Origin of the sequence: Flavobacterium sinopsychrotolerans (assembly GCF_900110375.1) — a bacterium.
Classification (GTDB): domain Bacteria; phylum Bacteroidota; class Bacteroidia; order Flavobacteriales; family Flavobacteriaceae; genus Flavobacterium; species Flavobacterium sinopsychrotolerans.
In genome coordinates, this window is record NZ_FODN01000008.1 from 66,539 (window position 1) to 84,479 (window position 17,941).

The window sequence follows — 17,941 nt, forward strand, 5'->3', positions numbered from 1 at the left end:
TATTTTATTCTAAAAAAAAATTTAGATATATTTATGTGTAAAGTATATAGCTAATCTTTGAATCTTTCCCATTTTATGAGCATAAATTTGTCTCCAAGCTCTGTTATAATCATTCCTGCTCCGGAAAGAAGTTCTTTGTTTTTGAGGTATTCAATAAGTTCTAAATGGCTTAAAATCTTATAAGTAGGATGGTAATTGGCGTGCGATGGTTTTTTTATATTAAAGGCTTTGACCCAGTTGCTTACAGTGACATGGGAAACACCTATAATTCGCTCTATTTCACGAAAGCTTAAGCCTTCAAGGTAGAGCTGTAATGCCTTGGTAACATAATAATCATCTATCTTTTTTCCAATTTTATTGACTGTAAAAAAATAATTACATTTTTTACATAAGTACCTTTGTTTACTGTTGATTATGCCGCTTTTTGTGATTTGGTTACCTTGGCATTTCGGGCAGGTTAAAATCTCCATATATATAAATTTTGCATAAATATAATAAATTAGCAACTATTTTTATTTGAATTTCGCAAAAAAATTAGAAAATAAATACGAACCCTTTATTTTTGTTCGATTATTGGTGCATTTTTAGTAAATTAAATTGCTTTGTGAAAGAGTTTGATTTTTTAAAACCAATCGTTGTCTGATGGAATAATTTTCAACATATATGGAGAGATAAGCTGTATTTTTTGAATTCACTAAACGAGTGTGGGAATTTAATAGTCGTTTAAAAAACAGAAATATTCTTTCGTATTGGTGTGAATCTTTATTTAAGAAGATTAAGGATATTTTAGAGAAAGGTATAAAAACAAAAAACCCGAATATTTCTATTCGGGTTTTGTGGTACCTCCAGGGATCGAACCAGGGACACATGGATTTTCAGTCCATTGCTCTACCATCTGAGCTAAGGTACCTCGCTATTGCGGGTGCAAATATAGAATGATTTTTAGTTTATCCAAAACATTTTTTAAAAAAAATCAATTCGTACCTTCGCAACATCAAAAACCAAATTATGATTTTAGTTATCGATGTGGGAAATACCAGAATTAAAGGCGCTGTATTTGAGGGTCCTATACTTTTGGAAATTTTTGTTTTTACCAAAATTGAACTTCAAAAAAATATTGAAAATATTTTAAAAAATTTTGAAAAAGTATCAGATTTAGTGGTTTCATCAGTGGGTGATGTCGAAAAACTATCTTTTCTAGCATTTGAGAACATGTTAAATGTTCATTTTATTTCGAATACGGATCCTTTTCCGTTCCAGAATAAATATGCCACACCACAAACTTTGGGAATTGACAGAATGGTACTTGCTGCCGGAGCGACATTGCAGTTTCCGAATCAAAACAGACTGGTTATTGATGCAGGAACTTGTGTGACATACGATTTTATAGATCAAGATAATAATTATCTTGGCGGAGCAATAGCACCAGGATTACGATTACGGTACGAATCCTTACACAATTACACTGCGAAATTGCCTTTGTTAGCATTGGAAAACCCAGAAAATTTAATTGGAAATTCAACTTCAGATTCCATTCATTCGGGTGTGGTAAATGGATTAGTCTATGAAATTGATGGTTTCATAAATGAATATAGGGCTCGGTATTTAAATTTTATAATAATTTTAACGGGTGGGGACACAGATTTTTTGGCTAAACGATTAAAAAATACCATATTTGCCAATTCAAATTTTCTTTTAGAGAGTTTAAACCAAACATTTCAATATAAAATTAAAAATGATTAAAAAAATTATAATATTTGCATGTCTGTTTTTGTCATTAGTATCTTTTGCTCAAGAAGGAACTGCATCCCCGTACTCCTTTTATGGAATAGGTGATATAAGGTTCAAAGGAACCGTTGAGAGTCGTTCTATGGGTGGCGTAGCCGTTGAGCAAGATAGTATTCATATTAATTTAGAGAATCCGGCAAGCTATTCTAATTTAAAGTTAACGTCATTCACTATTGGAGGAACTTATAATTCTACAAATCTAAAAACAGATTCTCAGTCTGCAAAGGCAACAAGAACTACCTTGGATTATTTAGCAGTTGGTTTGCCTTTAGGTAAATTTGGAGTGGGATTTGGATTGATTCCATATTCATCTGTTGGGTATAAAATTGAATCTATATCTGGAGACAATACTGATAATAGTAGAAGATTTAATGGAACTGGGGGGCTTAATAAAGCTTTTTTAGGAGTTGGATATAAGATAGCAACAAACTTTAGCATTGGTGCGGATGTTAATTATAATTTTGGAAAAATTGAAACGAATAGTTTGGAATTTATTCCTAATGTATCCGCAGGGACCAGTGAATTTAATTCAGCAGATTTGTCTGGGGTAAATTTTAATATTGGGATGATGTATCAGACTAAAATTAATAAAAAATTAAGCGTCTTTAGTAGTGTGAATTATACTTTGCAAGGTAATTTAAAATCTCAAAACACCAGAAATATTGCTACGGTGATTTATGATTCCAGTTTTAATTTGCAAATTGTAGATCCACTTGGGGAACAAACAAATCAAACAGACGTAAAGTTGCCAAGCAGGTTGTCTGTTTCTGCAGGTATTGGAGAATCTAAAAAATGGGTTTTTGGAGGAAAAATAGCGTATCAAAAAAATTCAGGACAGCAAAATTATTATAATATAGCAGACAATGTTGGTTACGGTAGGTATGGAAGTGTAAGTCTGGGAGGTTATTATATTCCAAATTACAATTCATTTACTAGTTACGCAAAAAGAATTGTTTACAGAGGTGGTTTGAGATATGAAAAAACGGGATTAATGGTGAATTCACAATCTATTAATGATATGGGATTGACTCTTGGACTTGGATTGCCGTTGAATGGAACATTTTCGAACGTAAATATTGGTTTCGAATTAGGAAAAAAAGGGACGACAGAGTCTAATCTGGTGCAAGAGAATTATACTAATTTGAGTGTCAGTTTTTCACTTAATGATACATGGTTCGTAAAACGAAAATTTAATTAAAAACAAGAATTGGGTAAGTATTGCCAAACTTCTTTGTCGATTATAGCATATGACTTTAGTCCAAAAATATTATATTAAATCAGTTGTCACAGTTTTTGCTGTGACACTGTTTTTTGGGTGTGAAAGTAATTTTAAAGAAATACAAAAGATAAATTTTTCGGAATTTATACCTACAAGTGATGCGGATGTTGTCAATCTGAAATACACGGATTCAGGTCGTATCACGGCTATTTTGATCAGTTCGAAAATGTTGGATTATTCGAATATTGATTTTCCTTTCACGGAGTTTCCAAAAGGGATAGATGTTACTTTATTTGATAAAAAAGCGAAGAAAACATTTATTAAGTCAAATTATGCTATTTCTTATAAAGGCACCAGCATTATTGATTTACAAGGAAAAGTAAAAATTTTTACGCAAGAGGGTCAAACTCTTGAAACAGAGCAGTTGTATTTTGATCAAAAAAATGAATGGTTTTTTACGGAAAGGAAATTTAAATTTTCAGATCCCAAAGGCGTTTCGAATGGTCAAGGAATCGATTTTAGTAAAGATTTTAAAGTGATTAATTCACAAAAAATAACGGGCGAAGTAGAAACCGCCGAATAATATAATAATTATGAATTATTTAAAATACACACAATACGTTTATCTTATTTTTGGAGCCTTTTTTATTTATGATGGCTTTACTAAATTAAATGATCCTGCTGGCACACCGTGGTTGAGTTTTATGGTTGCAGGATTGGCGATTTTTATGTTTTTCTTCAGAAGAAAATTTGCTAAAAAAGCCGAAGAACGAAATAAAAAATCCTAATTTATGGAAGTTAGTATTATCATATTCTGTCTAATACTAAGTGCTTTTTTTTCAGGAATGGAGATAGCCTTTGTCTCTTCTAATAAGATTTATCTTGAGATTGAAAAAAAACAAGATAATTTTCTTTCAAAAATTCTCACCAAACTTACCGCAAAACCCTCTAAATTTATTGTTGCCATGCTCATTGGAAACAATATAGTGATGGTGGTTTATGGTTTTTTTATGGGCGAACTAGTAATGGGATGGTTTCTTGCCTTGGGATATCAATTTTCTGATTTGTTAAATTTGGTATTACAAACACTCATCTCTACGATAATAGTATTGATTACTGCCGAGTTTTTTCCTAAGGTTTTTTTTCAAATTTACGCCAATTCGCTGTTTAAATTCTTTGCGATTCCAGCCTATTTCTTTTACACTTTTTTCTATTTTATCTCTACATTTTTTATTTGGGTTTCCGATCTTATTTTGAAAAAATTCTTCAAAACAGAAGGAGATAATGTACAGCTTTATTTTAGTAAAATCGAACTTGGGAATTATATTACGGAACAAATGAGCAGCGTGGAAGATAACGAAACAGTAGATTCTGAAATATTAATGTTTCAAAATGCATTGGAATTTTCAGGTGTTAAGGCCAGAGATGTGATGACGCCCCGCACTGAAATAATAGCCGTTGATTTGTTTGATTCAATCGTGGAACTGAAAGAATTATTTATAGAAACGGGTTATTCTAAAATAGTAGTATATCAAAATTCACTCGATGATATTATTGGATATGTTCATTCATTTGATTTGTTTAAAAAACCAAATAGTATCAATGAAATTGTTATTTTGGTAGAGTTTGTGCCCGAAACAATGTTCATAAAAGACGCTATGAGTTTGCTTACCAAAAAGCGAAAAAGTGTTGCTGTTGTATTGGACGAATATGGCGGAACGTCAGGTATTGTTACTATTGAGGACATTGTGGAAGAGCTTTTTGGAGAGATTGAGGATGAGCATGATTCAGATGAGGAATTGATCGAAAAAGAGTTGGGCGAAGGTGTTTTTGTGTTTTCAGCTCGCTTTGATGTGGAATATTTAAATCAAACCTATAAGCTTCAAATTCCAGAGAGTGATTCTTACGGAACACTTGGCGGTTTTATTGTTGATTTTACAAAAGAAATTCCGCAAAAAGGGGAGATAATCACCATTGGAATCTATCGTTTTGTTGTTGAGGAAGCTACAAATAAGAAAATAGAATTAGTAAAAATGACCGTGCAAGAGTGATTTTTATTATGAAAATAAAAATTCTTGCAAAATAAAACGCTACTAGTATAATTATTAATTAGATAATTGTATTTTCGCAAACTGAATATAAAAATTAACAACAATAAAATGGCAGTTTTACAAAAAATTAGACAACGTTCACTTCTTCTGATACTCGTTATCGGGTTTTGTTTATTAGCATTTATCATAGGTGATATATTCAACAGTGGTGGTTTCAACAGTACATCAAAAGATGTAGGAAGCATCGATGGAAAAGATATTTCATTCGAAGATTTTAGAGTTAAAGTTAGTAATGTTGAAAAAAGTGGTCAAGGGATAACTTCAACTGAAGCAGCTAACAGAGTTTGGGAGCAAGAAGTTTCTGTTGCTTTGCTAACTTCTGAATTTGAAAAATTAGGATTGAGAGTTGGTGAAAAGCATTTATTGGAAGTGTTGAAAGCGGATCAAAATATTGGTGGAAATCCATTGTTTTTAAATGCTGCCGGTGTTTTTGATGTTGCTAAATTCAAAGAATATTTCAAAGCTAATCCTGCACAAGCTCAGTTTTTGAAAGACAGAGAAAAAGACGCTGACTTAAACGCTAAATATCAAATGTACAATAAAATGATTAAAGCGGCAGTTTTTACAACTGAAAGCGAAGGGAAGTTGAAATATGAAATGGAAGCTAATAAAGTAAACTTTGCTTATGTTGCCGGTTTATATTCAACAATTAAAGACAGTGAAGTAAAAATCACTGATTCGGAGATTGTGGATTTCATGAAGAAGAATGAGAAAAAATACAAAGCAGATGAATCTCGTGAAGTAGAATATGTTTTGATTGAAGACAAAGCATCTCCTGCGGATGAAGCTGAAGTGAAATCAAAAATAAATTCATTGTTGACAGGAAGTGTGGTGTACAACCAAGCAACTGGAAAGAATGATACTCTGCCTGGATTTAGAACAACGACCAATACAATTGAGTTTGTAAATTCAAATTCAGATGTTCCTTACGATTCAACTTATATTGCTAAAAAAGATTTACCGGCTATAGATGCAGATAAATTATTTAATCTTGCCCCAGGTGCAGTTTATGGTCCATATATGTTTGGGAACTACTACTGTATTTCAAAATCTATGGGAATGAAATCAGGAGTTAATGCAAAAGCAAGCCATATTTTAATTGGTTACGAAGGATCACAAGTTCCTAACCAAAAAGAAAAAAGAACAAAAGAGCAAGCAAAAGCAAAAGCAGAAAGTATTTTGGCGCAAGTAAATGCTAGTCCAGATAGTTTCTTGATGTTGGCATTCACTAATTCTGATGATTCATCAGCACAACAAGGTGGTGATTTAGGTTATTTTGGTCCAAACCAAATGGTGAAACCTTTCAATGATTTTGTTTTTAATAACGGTATTGGTAAAGTTGGTTTAGTTGAAACTGATTTTGGTTTTCATATTATTAAAATTACCGACAAACAAGACGGAATTCGTTTAGCTACTGTAGCTCAAAAGATAGAAGCTTCAGAAGTTACTTCTGATAGAATATTTACACAAGCAACCAAATTTGAAATGGATGCTGCTGATAAAGATTTTAATAAAGTTGCAAAAGAAATGGGACTTAAAGTTGCTCCAGCTGTTTCTGTAAAAGGAATGGATGAGAACTTTGGAACATTAGGAAATCAGAGAACTATCGTGAGATGGGCATTTGAAGACGGAGTTAAAGAAGGATCTGTAAAAAGATTTGAAGTGGCTAATGTTGGACACGTTATTGCAAAGTTGAAAAGTATTGATAAATCAGGTTTAGTTGCCGTTTCAGTAGCGAGACCTTATGTAGAACAAATACTAAAAAACAAGAAAAAAGCAGAACTGATCAAAGCTAAAATGAATGGTTCTTCACTTGAAGCAATTGCGAAAGCAGTAGGAGGAACGGTGCAACAAGCAACTGGTCTTACTATGGAAAATACAATGTTACCAAATGTTGGTCCAGAGCCAAAAGTAGTTGGAAATGCATTTGCTTTAGCAGCAAATAAAATGTCTGCTCCAATTGAAGGGAATACTGGAGTTTATGTGGTAAAAAACACAAGTACAGTAAAAGCGCCAGCATTGAAAAGTCATGCACCATACGTTGCTAAGTTGAAAGCACAAAGTGCTTCAGATGCAAATAGAGTAATTCCTGCATTGAAAGCTAATGCTAAAATTGAAGATAACAGACAAGATTTTAATTACTAGTTAAAAGAGTAATAAGTTATAATAAAAATCCCGATACATGCTACATGTATCGGGATTTTGCTTTTAATAGGTTTTTTGAGGAATATGATTAATTATAGCAACTAAGACCATATCATTTCATTATATGGAATTATAGTTTCGTATCCTTTTGAAACAAAATAGTCTTTTGGATTATCCTCTGAAATCACCATCACAAAATCGCCTCCCCAAGCACCAAGGCTTTTTATCACACCATTAAAATCAGGAAACAAAGATTCTTTTATCGTTTGTGTTTCCAGAATAATACTCATTTGTACTTCGTGTTTTTGTATTGCTGCAGTAAAAGATTGAATTGTAGTAGCATTCAAAACTTCAGAAGTTATCAGGTCATTTAAAGCGATTGTCCTCGGCAGATTATTCTTTTTATTCATATTGTAAGCAGCTATTGCGCTTTTACTGCTTTGCTTTTTATTCAGATATACAAAGTAAAGATTGTCCGTAAAATCCGGATTAAAGAATACTTTTTCAACTGTAGGATTTCCTTGTTCCAATTGATATACAATTGGACTGTCGTTTTGTGCGCACGCAATATCGTAACCACTACCTCCAAAACTGTTTTTAAGCAATGTGAAAGCATCGATTTGCAACCATTGGGCAATGTTGTTTATCAGAGTCGATGACGTTCCCAAACCCCAGCTTTTTGGGAATCCAAGTTCAGTAGTGATTGTGTATCCATCTGAATTTAGAATAAAGTCAGGATTTAGTTTAAAAGCTTCGTGCAAAATGGTCGTAAGTGTATTCTTGACCGGTTCGTTTTCAGGATTAAATTCTTTAGAAATATCAGAAAATAAAAGCGTGCCTTCAAACCAAATGCTTCCATCGGCATCGTAACTTTTCCAGATGATTTCTTTGTTGCTTCCTTCTTCTATAATGAGATTTTGTCCCATTTTTGTGGGTAATGCAAAGGCTTTTGCACCATCAAGAACCAGATATTCTCCTGTGATTAAAAGTTTTCCGTTACTGTAGAATGTTTTTTTCATTAGTCTTATTTTAATCCCTATCAGGGTTCAAAACCCTGATAGGGATGTCGGAAATCTATATTATTTTCTTAAACTTTCAATATAAGTTACCACGGCGCTATGCGATACGGTATTTTTTTTGAAATATTTCTGGATTAAAATGCGTTCCTCATCGGTGGCTTCAAACTGGTTGATGATGTTATTCAAATGCATTTTCATGTGTCCTTCCTGAATTCCGGTTGTAGTCAAGGAACGTAAAGCGGCAAAGTTTTGTGCTAAACCCGCTACGGCTACAAACTGCATTAATTCTTTGGCAGACGGTTTTTCCAGCATTTCCAGTGACAATTTTACCAATGGATGCAGGGAAGTTAAGCCGCCAACAGTTCCTAATGCTAAAGGAATTTCCAACCAAAAAGTAAAAATATTATTTTCGATTTTAGCATGAGAAAGACTGGAATATTTTCCGTTTCGGGAAGCATAAGCGTGAATTCCTGCTTCAACAGCACGGAAATCATTTCCTGTGGCCAAAACTACAGCATCCACTCCGTTCATGATTCCTTTATTGTGCGTAACGGCACGATACGGCTCAACTTCGGCGATTTGAACGGCTTGTACAAATTTCTCGGCAAATTCTTTAGGGTTTAGAATGTGTTTTTCTTCTAATTCTTCTATTGGACACGAAACTTCGGCTCTCACGATGCAATTTGGAACATAATTCGAAAGTATGCTCATTACCACTTCAATCTCTTTCTCTGTTTCTGTAAACAAGTCGTAATTATGTGCTTCTTCTTTTAATGTTTTGGAAAATTGTTCCAAACACGAATTGATGAAATTGGCTCCCATGCTGTCTTTGGTTTCAAAAGTGGCATGTAGCTGAAAATAATTAGGCAATAGATCGGTTTTGTCTTTTAGAATAATGTCTAAAATTCCGCCACCGCGTTTTTGCATATTTGTGGTAATCGACTCGGTTTCTGAGAAAAATTTGCTTTTATGTTGAGCAAAAAACAAGTTCAGTTTTGACACATCGCCTTTATAAATAAAATGAACCTGACCAATTTTTTCGGTATTGATTACAGTTGCTTTAAATCCGCCGCGCGTGGACCAAAACTTAGCAGCTTTTGCGGCAGCGGCAACCACAGAACTCTCTTCAATGGCCATCGGAATGGTGCTGTATTTTCCATTAATCAGGAAATTGGGAGCAACTCCCAGTGGAATGTAGAAATTTGTTATCGTATTTTCGATGAATTCATCGTGTAATTTCTGTATTTTTTCATCAGAATTCCAATAGTTCTTCAGCAAGGCGACGGCTTCTGTAGGTGTTGAAAAATATTGATTGGCAATCCATTTAATTTTTTCTTCTTTGGATAATTTAGAAAATCCGCTAATAGCCTTGTTCATTCTCAATTGATTATGGTGTAATTAGTTGCAAATATACGGTTTTAGCCGTTTTATTTACAATCAAATTATATTCAGTGAAAGGTTATTTTTCATATTGCTTTTTACATTTAACATATAAAATGACCGATAATTGTAATTTTTTCACTAAAATTGATGGTTTTTATCTTTAAATAAATAGTATGTATTCGAAAAAAATTATAGCATTATTTTTATTCTTGTGTTTTACGGTTGTTGGTCAACAAAAAATCACAATTGATGAACTTTATAACGGTACATTTCGTGCTCAGGGAATGGATGAATTGCAGTCCTTGAAAAACACAAATCAGTACACGGTTTTGAATGCTGACAGGCAGTCCAGAAGCATGCAGATTGATTTGTATGATTTTGCTACATTAAAAAAAGTGTCTACATTAATCGATACAAAATCGCACAGAGAATTATCTGGTGGGATTGACAGTTACACTTTTGACGCTTCAGAAAAAATGATTTTATTGGCTTGCAATACCAATCAAATCTTCCGCCACTCGTTTACTGCTGATTATTATTTATATGATATCGCAAATAAAAAATTAAGAAAATTATTTGATTTTCAGGTTCAGGAGCCTACTTTCTCACCTGATGGAAAAAAGATTGCTTACGCCAAAGGAAATAATCTGTATGTATATGATTTAGCTTCTAATAAATCGACTCCAATAACTACAGACGGACAAAAAAACAGCATTATTAACGGTATTACGGATTGGGTTTACGAAGAAGAATTTGCTTTTGTGAAAGCTTTTGACTGGAGCGCTGATAGCAAAAAAGTAGCCTACATTCGTTTTGACGAAAGTCAAGTTCCGGAATTTTCGATGTCTATGTTTGGAAAAGAGTTGTATCCAATGATGCAAACCTTTAAATATCCAAAAGCAGGGGAAAAGAACGCATTAGTTTCGTTGCACATTTATGATGTAAATGCAAATGCGGTGAAAGATATTAACCTAGGGAAATACAACGATTTTTATATCGCCAGAATGAAATGGACTAATGACGCAAATATATTGTCTGCGCAGGTATTGAATCGTCACCAAAACAATTTAGATTTGTTATTTATCGATGGAAATTCAGGAGCTGCAAAAGTAGTTTTGAACGAAAAAGATAAAGCGTATGTTGATGTGACTGATAATTTGACGTTCTTGAAAGACAACAGTTTTATTTGGACCAGCGAAAAAGACGGTTTCAATCATATTTACTTATATGACAAAAACGGAAAATTAAAAAATCAAGTGACCAAAGGAAAGTGGGAAGTAACTAATTATTATGGTTTAGACGAAAAGACAAATACTGTTTTCTATCAGTCTGTAGAAAATGGATCCATCAACAGAGATGTTTATAAAATAAATCTTGATGGCAAGAACAAAGTTCGTTTGTCACAATTTACAGGAACTAATGCGGCGACTTTCAGCCCAAATTTTCAATACTATATCAATACTTTTTCTAGCGCGGCTCAGCCTACGACTTACACGTTGAACGATGCTAAATTTGGCAAACAAGTTCAGGTTATAGAAAACAATGAATCTTTGGCTGCAAAGCTAAAAAGCTATGATTTACCGGCTAAAGAGTTTTTTGTTTTGAAAACAGCAAAAGGGAATGAACTAAATGCTTGGATGATTAAACCGAAAGATTTTGATCCAGCAAAAAAATATCCGGTTTTCATGTACCAATATTCTGGTCCGGGTTCCCAACAAGTAAACAATGAGTGGAACAGCACGGATGATTATTGGTTTATGATGTTGTCACAACAAGGATACATTGTGGCTTGTGTTGACGGACGCGGAACTGGTTTTAAAGGAGCTGATTTCAAGAAAGTAACGCAATTACAATTAGGAAAATACGAAGTAGAAGATCAAATAGATGCTGCTAAAGTATTAGGAAATTACGCATTTGTTGATAAAGCTAGAATTGGTATATTTGGCTGGTCGTATGGTGGTTTTATGGCGTCTAATTGTATCATGAAAGGAAACGATGTTTTTAAAATGGCAATTGCTGTGGCTCCGGTAACGAACTGGCGCTTTTATGATAGTGTGTATACGGAGCGTTACATGACGACACCGCAAGAGAATGCGAGTGGATACGATGATAATTCACCAATAAATCATGTTGATAAATTGAAAGGGAAATTCCTTTTGATTCATGGTTCGGGTGATGATAATGTGCATGTTCAAAACTCCATGCAAATGATGGAAGCTTTGATTCAGGCCAATAAACAATTTGATTCCCAAATTTACCCAGACAATAATCACGGGATTTACGGCGGAAAAACCAGAGTTCAGTTGTACACAAAAATGACTAATTTTATTAAAGAAAATTTATAACAGCGCTTTATGACAAACGACGCATTGAATAAGGAAGAATTTTTTGGACATCCAAAGGCGCTTTTTATATTGTTTTTTACCGAAATGTGGGAACGGTTTTCGTTCTACGGGATGAAAGCCTTGTTGATTTTTTATCTAACAAAGTACCATTTGTTTTCGGATTCTTCTGGGAATTTATTGATTGGAAGCTATGCTGCTTTGGTGTATGCCGTTCCAGTGTTAGGCGGTTTTATTGCCGATAAGTATTTGGGATTTAGAAAAGCCATCGTTTTTGGTGGGATTATGTTAGTGTTAGGTCATATAGGAATGGCTTATGAAGGAAATGCCGCAACTCAATCCATTACAGGTGAAATTACGCGGGACGAAACCGCATTGCAAATATTTTACTTTTCATTATCCTTAATTATTGTTGGGGTTGGTTTTCTAAAAGCCAATATCTCGTCATTAGTGGGAGAACTATATGAAAAAGGAGATAAAAGGAGAGATTCCGGATTTACCTTGTTTTACATGGGAATCAACTTAGGGTCTTTTATGGCTACACTAATTTGTGTTTGGCTAGGCGAAAAATACGGTTGGAGCTATGGTTTTGGTGCGGCTGGAGTCGGAATGTTTTTTGGATTATTGACCTTTATTTCCGGAAGAAAATTATTGATGGGAAAAGGAGAATCAAACAACCCATCTTTCTTAGCAAACAAATCGTTTGGACTTAAAAATGAGTGGTTGATTTATATTGGAAGTGTTTTGTCAACGTTATTGTTTTGGCAAATGGTCCAAAATCACGATGCAGTTTCATGGGCTTTGAAAATTGCAGGTGGAATTTCTTTCATCTATATCGTTTATTACGCAGCAACGCAACTCGATGGTAAAGCACGTCACCAATTGATCGCTTTGACTATTCTGATTGTATTTACGATTGTCTTCTGGGCATTGTTTGAACAAGCGTATACTTCGATGAATTTATTTGCTGACCGAATTTTAGACCGAACTATATTTGGATATGAAGTATCTGCTGGACAATTCTTAAGTTTTAATGCCTTATTTATAATTTTGTTAGCTCCAGTTTTTGCTTGGATATGGCCAAAATTAGGAAAATACAATCCGAATACTGCCGTGAAATTTGCTTTCGCATTAGCTTTCGTTGGCTTAGGCTTTGGAGCATTAGTGATGGGGATAAATCTTTCTGGAGCAGGAAAAGTTGCTGCGATTTGGTTGATATTAGCTTACTTTTTACACACTTGTGGCGAATTGAGTTTGTCGCCGGTAGGACTTTCTGCAGTGACTAAATTATCACCGGCAAAAATAGTTGGTTTCATGATGGGCGTTTGGTTTTTGGCAACAGCCAGTTCTGAATTTATTGCTTCCATTTTAGCGAATATCGCTTCTGTCGATACGTCAAATGGTACAGCACCAGATTTGAATTTAGCTAAACAGAGTTATTTAGTGCTTTTTGAATATTTATTTTACACAGGACTTGGTTTTGGATTACTACTATTAGTACTTTCGCCAGTAATAAAAAAATTAATGCACGGAGTAGATAAAGAATTAAACAATTAATAATATGAGTCAAAATACTACAGATCAATTTTTTAAAAGTACCGTTTTAGGGCATCCTGCGGGATTATTCGTTTTGTTTTTCACAGAGATGTGGGAACGTTTCTCATTCTACGGAATGCGTTCTTTATTGATATTATTTTTAACAGCTTCCTTTACAGATGGTGGTTGGGAATGGACTCGTGAAAATGCTTCTGCATTATTTGGATCCTACGTAGGTTTGGTTTATTTATCTACCATGTTGGGAGGTTATTTTGCAGATAAAGTAATTGGTTTTAGATGGGCTGTTGTTGTTGGAGCCACTTTAATGACTTTAGGACACGCTTCTATGGCTGTCGAAACAGAATTTTCTATTTATTTAGGATTAGTATTATTGGTTTTTGGAAATGGTTTTTTTAAACCAAACATGACTTCAATCGTATCTGAAATGTATAAAGACCGTCCTGAAAAGAAAGATGGTGCGTATACTTTATTTTACATGGGTGTAAATGCCGGAGCATTCTTCGGAATTTTACTTTGTGGTTATTTAGGTGAAAAAGTAGGTTGGACATATGGATTTGGTTTAGCCGGAATCTTCATGTTTTTTGGAATGTTACAGTTTTGGTTGTCTCAAAATATTTTTGGAGATATTGGTTTGAAACCAAATAAAGAAAGTAAAGCAAAAGCAGAAGCTTTGGATACTGATAAAAGAAATCCTTTTTCTCCAATACAATTAGCAGCAATCGCTTTCTCTTCTATTTTAGCTTTATTATGGCTGGTAAATGATCCAGCTTCAAAAATATCGGGAGGTAAAGTGAATATTTTTTCATTCTTAGGTCCTAATGGAAACTCTATAGCTATTGTTTCCGCTTTAGTTGTGTTTATTATATTGTTGGTTTACAGATTTACTCAATATTCTAAAATCACCAAGGAGAAATTAATTGCGGTTACATTTTTCGCATTTTTGACTATTTTCTTCTGGGCGATTTTTGAACAATCACCAAACAGTTTAACGATTTTTGCCAGTGATTATACGGATCGTGTTTTAACAGGCAATTGGAGTGTAGTGTTTTTAGTGATGAATTCATTGATTACCATTTTACCTTTAGTTATTATCACTTGGGTTTTAATCTTATTATTCAAACAGACCTTTAAATTTTATGCTCTTGCAAATATTATTCTAAGCGTAAGTTTTATCATTATTTGGGCTATAGCAATCTGGATGTTGACAAAAGATTATTACACAGCAGGATATTTATCATTATCAGATTCAACTTTGCAAGCTTTAAAAATTGACAAAGTTACTACTGCATTAACAGAAGTTCCTGCAACTTGGTTTTCGACCTTAAACTCTTTGTTTATTATTTCATTAGCACCGTTATTTTCTAAATGGTGGGAAAGTAAATACAATCCTTCTGCAAACTTGAAATACGGAATCGGAATGGGATTATTAGCGCTTGGAATGGCTTGTGTAGCTTTTGGCGCAAGCGGAATCGAAGCAGGTGCAAAAACCGCTTCAGTAAGTATGATTTGGTTGATTCTAGTGTATCTTTTCCATACCATGGCTGAATTGTGTATATCACCGGTTGGATTATCTTACGTGAGTAAATTAGTTCCGGCTCGTATGATTGCATTCATGTTTGGTGTTTGGTACTTAGCGGTAGCAATTGGTATGAAAGGTGCAGGTATGTTTGGAGAAAATATTGATAAAATTGCCAATGAACACGGATTGAGTTACTTCTTTTGGATGTTGACTATCATTTCCATTGTAGTTGCTTTATTCTCTGTTGCGATGACTCCGGTTATTAAAAAATTGATGCACGGTGTTCGATAAATTTTAGGCATCATTTTTGATTTTGAATCAATAAAATTATAAATATGAAGAAAATCATAGTTGCTTTGTTATTGTTTGCTGGCTCATTTGCCGCCGAAGCACAAGAATTAGTTTGGGAAACCAATGTCACTAAGGCAATGGCAATTTCTACTGAAACCAAGAAACCATTATTGCTATTTTTCACGGGAAGCGATTGGTGTGGATGGTGTATCCGTTTGCAAAAAGAAGTTTTGAAAACTCCTGAATTTGCGGCTTGGGCCAAGGAGAATGTGGTTTTAGTAGAATTGGATTATCCAAGGAAAGCGCCACAGACGGAGGACATTAAAAAACAAAATAATGAATTGCAAATGGCTTTTGGAATTCAAGGATTTCCAACCATTATACTAGCAAATGCTACCACAAAAGAGGGCAAAGTCAATTTTGAAGGCATTGGAAGTACAGGTTATGTTGCCGGTGGTCCATCAGCTTGGTTAGCTGTAGCAAATGGTTTTCTGAAAAAATAAAAATTCTTAATTCAATTTATAAAATCCCTTTTCACCAGTTGCGTGAAAAGGGATTTTCTGTTTTTCACAACTGGCTTTCCATAGTTTTTGTATGTTTTTAAAATTGGATGCATCAGCAACAACTAATTTGGGTTTCATTTCTTGGAACAAACGGTCTAAATTTATTTTAGCAGATTGTGTCAATACGATTATATCTGGTTGTATATTTTTTGGATAAATTGCGGAGCTGTCTAATACAAAAATCTTTTTTCCATTAAAGAATATGAAATTTTGAAGTCGTTTTTTCTGTTCCAAAGTACTTAAGTTTCCAATTCGATAGGATTTTAAAAGACTGTTCTTTTTAGCGGTTTTCAAAATGCTGTCGTTGTCATAAACAATAATATTTTCTCCTTTTCTTTCCGCAATCAAGGTGTTTTTTGTACTGTTGAAAACGATTAATTCCTCTTCGTTTTGAATTTCATACTGTATTTTAAAATAAGATAATTGTAAAATAGTGATGGATATTAAAATCACAGCCAATCTATTAAAACTCGGTTTTTTGAACCAAAAGATTACCGTAAACAGTAGTAAATAGCTGCTAAGCAACAGGTAAAAATGAAGTGGAATGTCCTGAATAATGAACTGTTCTAATGAGGCAATTGCATTGATGATTTTGTTTAAATAGTAAATGCTCCATTCCAACAGTTGCGACAAGAATACTGGAATCATATTGAAAGCCGCCAAAAGCATCACCAAAACGCCTAATATCATAATGATACTCAGAAGCGGAATAATGATCAGATTAGTAATAAAAAACAAACCCGGAAACTGGTGGAAATAGTAAATGCTCAGTAGTAGAGTTCCTATTTGGGCGGCAAAAGAAACGGTTAATATGTCCCAAATATATTTTGAAACTTTATATTTCGGTTTCCAAATGGAGGATAAAAGTGGCTGCAGCCAAATGATGAAAAACAACGCAATGTAGCTTAATTGAAAACCAACATCAAATAGGAAAGAAGGTTCAAAAAGCAGAATCAATAACACAGAAACTAACAATGTGTGGTAAATGTTGACACTTCTGCGTAGATGATTTCCAATGGCGACAAAGGAAAACATCGTCACGGAACGCACTACCGAAGGCGCTAAACCCGCAATTATACCGAACATGGATAAAGAGATAAGGATTGTGATTAGTTTGATAAAAGATCCTCGTTTTGTGTTTGGGATTGGTTTTAGAATAAAGGTTACAAATAGCAATATAAATCCAATGTGTAATCCGGAAACGGATAAAATATGAACAGCTCCCGCATATTGATAATCCCGAATAATATCAGGTGAAATATCTTGTTGTTGTCCCATTATTAAGGCAATGGCAACGTTTAATTCTGTTTTGTTGAAGTTATTTTTTTCTAAATTCCGAATAATTCTTGTTCGTAATTTGGACGAATAGTACCAGATGTTTTTCTCTATTTCAGTTCCAATTTTTATGTCGGCAACATCAGCATATAGTTGTGCATAGATTTGTTTGTTTTCCAAGTATTTGCTGTAGTCAAATTGATTGGGATTATTGGGCGGTTTGTTTTTTGTTAATGTGCCTTTTATCAGCAGCGAATTTCCAACTTGTAGATTATGATGCAAACTGTCATTTTGTATGTTCAAAATGATTCTGCCGCTTTGTTCTTTCTGATCGATATGATTCACAATGGCGAGGTAACGATCGCTAAACGGAGAACTTTTCATTTTTTCTCGAATCGTTAAAGAAATGAAATGAGGTTGTTCAAAAATAGCGGTATTGTGAATGTAATTGCTTTTTTGGAAATAATCGGTATGTGCTATTTGGGTTGAAATACCGATTATAAAAGACAAGAGATAAGTTCCGACACCAAAATAAAGGGAGAGCTGGTTTCTGTTTTTTGATAAAAAATAAAGCCCAACAAAAATACTGACGGATGTAATAAGTGCAATAAAAACGTGAGAAATAGAAGGATGCACGTAAAAAGCAAAAAGTAAACCTAATATAAACCCGATTGTTATTCTTGCCAGTGGGAATTGTAGTACTTTCATAAATCTAAAGTACACATTTTT

At 33.9% G+C, this 17,941-nt stretch carries 14 protein-coding genes and 1 tRNA gene; 10 read left to right on the forward strand and 5 right to left on the reverse strand.

What is annotated here, in order from left to right; translation table 11 throughout:
• Nucleotides 1-50: 50 nt before the first annotated feature.
• Together BMX64_RS13380 and BMX64_RS13385 are read right to left on the reverse strand one after the other, a co-directional pair.
• Nucleotides 51-470, reverse strand: a complete 420-nt coding sequence (locus BMX64_RS13380; protein ID WP_091173051.1) for an IS1/IS1595 family N-terminal zinc-binding domain-containing protein — start codon at nt 468-470, stop codon at nt 51-53.
• Nucleotides 471-837: 367 nt separating this feature from the next.
• A tRNA-Phe gene (locus tag BMX64_RS13385) sits at nt 838-910 on the reverse strand.
• A 98-nt stretch (nt 911-1,008) separates the two neighbouring features.
• On the opposite strand from BMX64_RS13385, the gene BMX64_RS13390 reads away from it, so the two are divergent.
• From BMX64_RS13390 to BMX64_RS13415, 6 genes are all read left to right on the forward strand, one after another.
• The gene (locus BMX64_RS13390; protein ID WP_091173055.1) at nt 1,009-1,743 is read left to right on the forward strand and encodes a type III pantothenate kinase; all 735 of its coding nucleotides are present in this window, start codon (nt 1,009-1,011) and stop codon (nt 1,741-1,743) included.
• Complete coding sequence (locus BMX64_RS13395) at nt 1,736-2,986, forward strand: BamG family beta-barrel-assembly machinery protein (RefSeq protein WP_091173058.1); 1,251 nt, start codon at nt 1,736-1,738, stop codon at nt 2,984-2,986. The genes BMX64_RS13390 and BMX64_RS13395 overlap by 8 nt, the downstream gene beginning before the upstream one ends.
• A gap of 49 nt (nt 2,987-3,035) precedes the next feature.
• Nucleotides 3,036-3,590, forward strand: a complete 555-nt coding sequence (gene lptC, locus BMX64_RS13400; RefSeq protein ID WP_091173061.1) for an LPS export ABC transporter periplasmic protein LptC — start codon at nt 3,036-3,038, stop codon at nt 3,588-3,590.
• 10 nt (nt 3,591-3,600) lie between these two features.
• Nucleotides 3,601-3,795: a hypothetical protein gene (locus BMX64_RS13405; RefSeq protein ID WP_091173063.1), complete on the forward strand. Its 195-nt coding sequence runs from the start codon at nt 3,601-3,603 to the stop codon at nt 3,793-3,795.
• A gap of 3 nt (nt 3,796-3,798) precedes the next feature.
• Nucleotides 3,799-5,058 (forward strand): hemolysin family protein, encoded by a 1,260-nt coding sequence (locus BMX64_RS13410; protein WP_091173067.1) that lies wholly within the window; start codon nt 3,799-3,801, stop codon nt 5,056-5,058.
• Nucleotides 5,059-5,166: 108 nt separating this feature from the next.
• Nucleotides 5,167-7,263: a peptidylprolyl isomerase gene (locus tag BMX64_RS13415; protein ID WP_091173070.1), complete on the forward strand. Its 2,097-nt coding sequence runs from the start codon at nt 5,167-5,169 to the stop codon at nt 7,261-7,263.
• A gap of 101 nt (nt 7,264-7,364) precedes the next feature.
• Here the strand turns inward: BMX64_RS13415 and BMX64_RS13420 are convergent, their stop codons facing one another.
• Nucleotides 7,365-8,282: a GYDIA family GHMP kinase gene (locus BMX64_RS13420; RefSeq protein WP_091173074.1), complete on the reverse strand. Its 918-nt coding sequence runs from the start codon at nt 8,280-8,282 to the stop codon at nt 7,365-7,367.
• Between the two features lie 60 nt (nt 8,283-8,342).
• The gene (locus BMX64_RS13425; protein ID WP_091173079.1) at nt 8,343-9,659 is read right to left on the reverse strand and encodes a hydroxymethylglutaryl-CoA reductase, degradative; all 1,317 of its coding nucleotides are present in this window, start codon (nt 9,657-9,659) and stop codon (nt 8,343-8,345) included.
• Between the two features lie 179 nt (nt 9,660-9,838).
• Between BMX64_RS13425 and BMX64_RS13430 the strand changes: the two genes are divergently transcribed.
• The 4 genes from BMX64_RS13430 to BMX64_RS13445 are packed head-to-tail and all read left to right on the forward strand — an operon-like array spanning nt 9,839 to nt 15,877.
• The gene (locus BMX64_RS13430) at nt 9,839-12,010 is read left to right on the forward strand and encodes a S9 family peptidase (protein ID WP_091173083.1); all 2,172 of its coding nucleotides are present in this window, start codon (nt 9,839-9,841) and stop codon (nt 12,008-12,010) included.
• A 9-nt stretch (nt 12,011-12,019) separates the two neighbouring features.
• A complete protein-coding gene (locus BMX64_RS13435; protein ID WP_091173089.1) occupies nt 12,020-13,564 on the forward strand; it encodes a peptide MFS transporter in 1,545 nt (514 codons plus the stop codon).
• 4 nt (nt 13,565-13,568) lie between these two features.
• Nucleotides 13,569-15,374 carry a peptide MFS transporter gene (locus tag BMX64_RS13440; RefSeq protein WP_091173092.1) on the forward strand — a complete coding sequence of 602 codons (1,806 nt, stop codon included), beginning with the start codon at nt 13,569-13,571 and terminating at the stop codon, nt 15,372-15,374.
• A gap of 44 nt (nt 15,375-15,418) precedes the next feature.
• A complete protein-coding gene (locus tag BMX64_RS13445) occupies nt 15,419-15,877 on the forward strand; it encodes a thioredoxin family protein (protein ID WP_091173097.1) in 459 nt (152 codons plus the stop codon).
• A 6-nt stretch (nt 15,878-15,883) separates the two neighbouring features.
• Here the strand turns inward: BMX64_RS13445 and BMX64_RS13450 are convergent, their stop codons facing one another.
• Nucleotides 15,884-17,920 carry a ComEC/Rec2 family competence protein gene (locus tag BMX64_RS13450; RefSeq protein WP_091173102.1) on the reverse strand — a complete coding sequence of 679 codons (2,037 nt, stop codon included), beginning with the start codon at nt 17,918-17,920 and terminating at the stop codon, nt 15,884-15,886.
• Nucleotides 17,921-17,941 lie beyond the last annotated feature (21 nt).

Bases quoted from the DNA above. Each gene is read 5' to 3' on its own strand.
- BMX64_RS13395 (WP_091173058.1), top strand. From the start codon at position 1,736: ATGATTAAAAAAATTATAATATTTGCATGTCTGTTTTTGTCATTAGTA.
- BMX64_RS13380 (WP_091173051.1), bottom strand. From the start codon at position 470: ATGGAGATTTTAACCTGCCCGAAATGCCAAGGTAACCAAATCACAAAA.
- BMX64_RS13430 (WP_091173083.1), top strand. From the start codon at position 9,839: ATGTATTCGAAAAAAATTATAGCATTATTTTTATTCTTGTGTTTTACG.
- BMX64_RS13415 (WP_091173070.1), top strand. From the start codon at position 5,167: ATGGCAGTTTTACAAAAAATTAGACAACGTTCACTTCTTCTGATACTC.
- BMX64_RS13435 (WP_091173089.1), top strand. From the start codon at position 12,020: ATGACAAACGACGCATTGAATAAGGAAGAATTTTTTGGACATCCAAAG.
- BMX64_RS13445 (WP_091173097.1), top strand. From the start codon at position 15,419: ATGAAGAAAATCATAGTTGCTTTGTTATTGTTTGCTGGCTCATTTGCC.
- BMX64_RS13410 (WP_091173067.1), top strand. From the start codon at position 3,799: ATGGAAGTTAGTATTATCATATTCTGTCTAATACTAAGTGCTTTTTTT.
- BMX64_RS13440 (WP_091173092.1), top strand. From the start codon at position 13,569: ATGAGTCAAAATACTACAGATCAATTTTTTAAAAGTACCGTTTTAGGG.
- BMX64_RS13450 (WP_091173102.1), bottom strand. From the start codon at position 17,920: ATGAAAGTACTACAATTCCCACTGGCAAGAATAACAATCGGGTTTATA.
- BMX64_RS13420 (WP_091173074.1), bottom strand. From the start codon at position 8,282: ATGAAAAAAACATTCTACAGTAACGGAAAACTTTTAATCACAGGAGAA.
- BMX64_RS13390 (WP_091173055.1), top strand. From the start codon at position 1,009: ATGATTTTAGTTATCGATGTGGGAAATACCAGAATTAAAGGCGCTGTA.
- lptC (WP_091173061.1), top strand. From the start codon at position 3,036: ATGACTTTAGTCCAAAAATATTATATTAAATCAGTTGTCACAGTTTTT.
- BMX64_RS13425 (WP_091173079.1), bottom strand. From the start codon at position 9,659: ATGAACAAGGCTATTAGCGGATTTTCTAAATTATCCAAAGAAGAAAAA.
- BMX64_RS13405 (WP_091173063.1), top strand. From the start codon at position 3,601: ATGAATTATTTAAAATACACACAATACGTTTATCTTATTTTTGGAGCC.